This window comes from Micromonospora sp. NPDC049201 (genome assembly GCF_055586805.1).
This window is the reverse complement of the sequence record NZ_JBVJHM010000037.1, coordinates 1-2,578: the sequence shown is the minus strand read 5'-3', so window position 1 is coordinate 2,578 and position 2,578 is coordinate 1. Positions and strand designations below refer to the sequence as shown.

The window sequence follows — 2,578 nt, the reverse complement described above, 5'->3', positions numbered from 1 at the left end:
TACCTGCAGGCGGCCCGCCATGTGGGCAAGGTCGTGCTGCGGCTACCGGCCGGTCTGGATGCGGGTGGCACGGTGGTGGTCACTGGTGGGACCGGGGTGTTGGGTGGATTGGTGGCCCGGCATCTGGTCACCACACACGGAGTCAGGCACCTGGTGTTGTTGTCCCGGCGCGGCCCCGACGCGGCCGGGGCGGCGGAGTTGGTCGGTGAGTTGACCGAGCTGGGTGCGCGGGTGCGCGTGACGGCGTGTGATGTCGCTGACCGGAACGCGCTGGCGGCGGTGTTGGCGGGGGTGCCGGTGGAGCATCCGGTGGTCGGGGTGGTGCACACCGCCGGCGTCCTCGACGACGGGGTGGTTGAGGCGTTGACGCCGCAGCGGCTGGAGACGGTGCTGCGGGCGAAGGCCGACGCGGCGTGGTGGCTGCATGAGCTGACCCGGGATGCGGATCTCGGGTTGTTCGTGGTGTATTCGTCGGCGGCGGCCACGCTCGGATCACCGGGACAGGGAAACTACGCCGCGGCCAACGCGGTCCTGGACGCCCTGGCGCTACGGCGGCAGGCCGCGGGTCTGGTTGGGCAGTCGTTGGCGTGGGGGCTGTGGGCCCCGCAGTCGGCGATGACCGGGCATCTCGACGAGGCCGACCTGGACCGGATGCGACGCGCCGGCATCCTTCCCCTCTCCTCCGAGCAGGGCCTGGCACTGTTCGACACGGCAATACGCACCGACCAGCCGCAACTCGTGCCGATGCGGGTGGACCTTGCCGCGCTGCGTCGCACCGGGGCTGGTGGTGTGCCACCGGTGTGGCGGACGTTGGCTGGTAGCTCCGCCCGCCGGGCGGCGTCGACCGCCGATAGGCCGGTGGATCTGGCCGCCAGGCTGGCGGCTGTGGGAGTTGAGGAACGCCAGCGGACAGTCCTGGAACTGGTGCGTACCCACGCGGCTACAGCCCTTGGTCACGACAGTGCTCAGGCGGTCGCACCTGATCGAGCGTTCCGCGAGCTCGGCTTCGACTCGTTGACCGCGGTGGAGTTGCGTAACCGGTTGGCCGCCGCGACTGGGCTGTCGTTGCCGGCCACGCTGGTCTTCGACCATCCCACCCCGCAGGTGTTGACCGGCCATCTAATGGACCTGCTGCTTGGCAAGAACGCTGCCGTGGCCGTCGCGCCGGTGGCGGTGGGTGCGGGTGTTGATGAGCCGGTGGCGATTGTGGGGATGGGGTGCCGGTATCCGGGTGGAGTTGACGACCCGGACGGGTTCTGGCAGCTGCTGTTCGAGGGCGTCGACGCAATGGGTGGTTTCCCCGTGGACCGGGGTTGGGATGCCGGGCATGACCCGGATCCGGCGCGGTCGGGGACCAGTTACGTCCGGCAGGGTGGGTTTCTCACTGGTGCGGCGTTGTTCGATGCGGGGTTTTTCGGGATCAGTCCGCGGGAGGCTGTGGCGATGGATCCGCAGCAGCGGTTGTTGTTGGAGGTTTCCTGGGAGGCGTTGGAGCGGGCGGGGATCGACCCGTCCGGGTTACGCGGGTCGGACACCGGTGTGTATGTGGGCACCAGCGGTCAGGACTACATCTCGATGATCGGTGACGCGCAGACCGGCAGCGAGGGACATCTGCTGACCGGTAATGCGGCGAGTGTGATGTCGGGGCGGGTGGCGTACACCCTGGGTTTGGAGGGCCCGGCGGTGTCGGTGGATACGGCGTGTTCGTCATCAGCGGTCGCGGTGCATCTCGCGGCGCAGGCGTTGCGCTCGGGTGAGTGTTCGATGGCCCTGGCCGGTGGTGTGACGGTGATGGCCACGCCGGGCGCGTTCGTGGAGTTCTCCCGCCAGGGCGGGTTGGCCGCCGACGGGCGGTGCAAACCGTTCGCGGACGCCGCGGACGGTACGGGTTGGGGTGAGGGCGTCGGAATCCTGGTGTTGGAACGACTGTCCGATGCCCGTCGGCGGGGGCATCAGGTGTTGGCGGTGGTGCGGGGCAGCGCGGTCAACCAGGACGGCGCCTCCAACGGGTTGAGTGCCCCGAACGGGCCGTCGCAGCAACGGGTGATCCGCCAGGCTCTGGCCAACGCGCGGCTGACGCCGGCCGACGTGGACGTGGTGGAGGCGCACGGCACGGGCACCACCCTGGGTGATCCGATCGAGGCGCAGGCGCTGATCGCCGCGTACGGCCAGGACCGGCCCGCAAACCAGCCGTTGCGGTTGGGGTCGGTGAAGTCGAACATCGGCCACACCCAGGCAGCCGCGGGCGTCGCCGGGATCATCAAGATGGTCCTCGCGATGCGGCACGGCCTGATGCCCAAGACGCTGCACGTGGACGAGCCGTCCACGCATGTGGACTGGTCGACCGGGTCGGTGCGGCTGCTGACCGAGGCCACGCCATGGCCTGTCAACGGCCGGCCGCGGCGGGCTGGGGTGTCGTCGTTCGGGATCAGTGGCACCAACGCCCACCTCATCCTCGAAGAAGCCGAACCGATCGAACTGCCGCAGGTCGCATCGGCTGACCCGGCGGGCTCTGGCCAGGAGCCGCCGGCGGTCCCGCTGCCGGCCGGTGGGGTGGTGCCGTGGTTGTTGTCGGCGA

1 protein-coding gene is annotated in these 2,578 nt (G+C 69.9%); it reads left to right on the top strand.

Features of this window, described 5'->3' with window-relative positions:
- Positions 1-2,578: type I polyketide synthase (locus ACZ6O5_RS31225; RefSeq protein ID WP_465981915.1), on the top strand; the 2,578-nt coding region annotated here is incomplete at both ends.